This is a genomic window from Acrocarpospora corrugata, from assembly GCF_009687845.1.
Lineage (GTDB): Bacteria > Actinomycetota > Actinomycetes > Streptosporangiales > Streptosporangiaceae > Acrocarpospora > Acrocarpospora corrugata.
The window spans coordinates 1-1608 of the sequence record NZ_BLAD01000006.1; the positions used below are offsets into that span (position 1 = coordinate 1).

Below are 1608 nucleotides of genomic sequence, written 5' to 3' on the forward strand. Positions count from 1 at the left end.
TGAGCCTATTTTGATCATGTGGTTGACCTGCTGGTTCATAGGGCGGGTCGGTGGTGGCGCTACTTTGATCGCGTGTCTTCCAACCCTGTGGCCGCACGGCTGGCTGATCTGATCTCTGTGGGCGTGCTGACGGCGTCGGTACCCCGGATCGTGGTGGATGAGGCGATCCGGACGCATGGCCGGGGAGCCAAACGGCGTGGGGGTGGCCTGCCACCGCACGTGATGGTCTACTACGCGATGGCGATGGCGTTGTTCGCCGAGGACGACTACGAGGGTGTGTTCGAGCAGCTGGCCCGCCCGCTGGTGAAATGGGGTGGCTGGGAGGCCGAGTGGCAGACCCCCACCTCGGGCGGGATCGCCAAGGCGAGGGCCCGGCTGGGGTTCGAGCCGGTCAAGCAGGTCTTCGACGAGGTCGCCCAGCCGGTGGCCGAGTTCCAGACGCGCGGCGCCTTCCTTTACGGGCGGAGGCTGGTCTCGATCGACTCGATGGTGTTCGACCTGCCCGACACGAAGGAGAACGCCGAGGAGTTCGGCCGCCCGCCCGGCGGGGCGTTCCCCCAGGCCAGGGTCACCACGCTGGTGGAATCGGGGTCGCATTGCGAACTGGGGGCGGTGGTCGGGCCGGTGGCCGGCAAGGGCACCGGGGAACGCAGCGCGGCTCGCGACCTGCTGAACCTGCTGGATGGGGAGATGCTGCTGACGGCCGATCGGGGGTTCTACAGCTTCGAGTTGTGGTGCGCGGCGGCCGATACCGGGGCCGGGCTGCTGTGGCGGATCGGCGACACCCTGGACCTGCCGGTGGTGGCCAACCTGGGGGACGGCTCCTACACCACGCTGCTGTTCGCCTCCAAGACGACGGCGAAGGCGCGGGAGCGCCTGCTGGAGCGGGCTCGCGCCGGGCAGGACCTGGCCGAGGAGGCCGGAGGGTGCCGGCTGGTGCGGGTGGTGGAGTATCAGCTGGTCAACCGGGGGCCGGGGCCGGCCGAGCGGGAGCTGGTCTGCCTGCTGACGACGCTGACCCGGCGGGAGGAGGCGATGCCGGGCCAGCTGGCCGAGGCTTACCACGGCAGGTGGGAGCATGAGGGCGCCAATGATGAGATCAAGACCCAGTTGCGCGGTCCGGGTGAGATCCTGCGCTCCAAGACCCCGGACCTGGTCCGCCAGGAGATCTACGGCTATCTGCTCGCGCACTACGCGCTGGCCGCGCTGTTGTGTCAGGCGGCCACGGAGACCGACACCGACCCCGATCGGATCAAGTTCGCCGACAGTTTGCGCCATGTCCGCCTGGAGATCGCTGATCCGGCGGCTTTTTCCCCCTGAGCGGCAGGCCTGGTTACGGGCCCTGACCATCAGGCGGATCACCTCCCGCCGCAAGCTCAACCCTGCCCGCCGCCCCCGTTCCTATCCGCGCGTGGTCAAGCGGGCGCGTCACAACTCCTACCGGGTCAAGCGGTCTGGCGATGCCGGGGTCCGCCACCGGGGCCCAGCCGTGATCGACCTGGTCAACCTTCCACCGGGTGTGCTCCACGTTCCCGCACCCCGTTCGCCGGTCCTGGAAACCACGGAGGCCCAGCTCAAAACTTGATCAACTTATGTTCAGTGGCATTG

Annotated in this window: 1 protein-coding gene; it reads left to right on the plus strand. The window is 68.5% G+C overall.

What is annotated here, in order from left to right:
• Positions 1-72 precede the first annotated feature (72 nt).
• Positions 73-1320 (plus strand): IS4 family transposase, encoded by a 1248-nt coding sequence (locus Acor_RS00050; RefSeq protein ID WP_155334401.1) that lies wholly within the window; start codon positions 73-75, stop codon positions 1318-1320.
• The last annotated feature ends 288 nt before the right edge of the window (positions 1321-1608 follow it).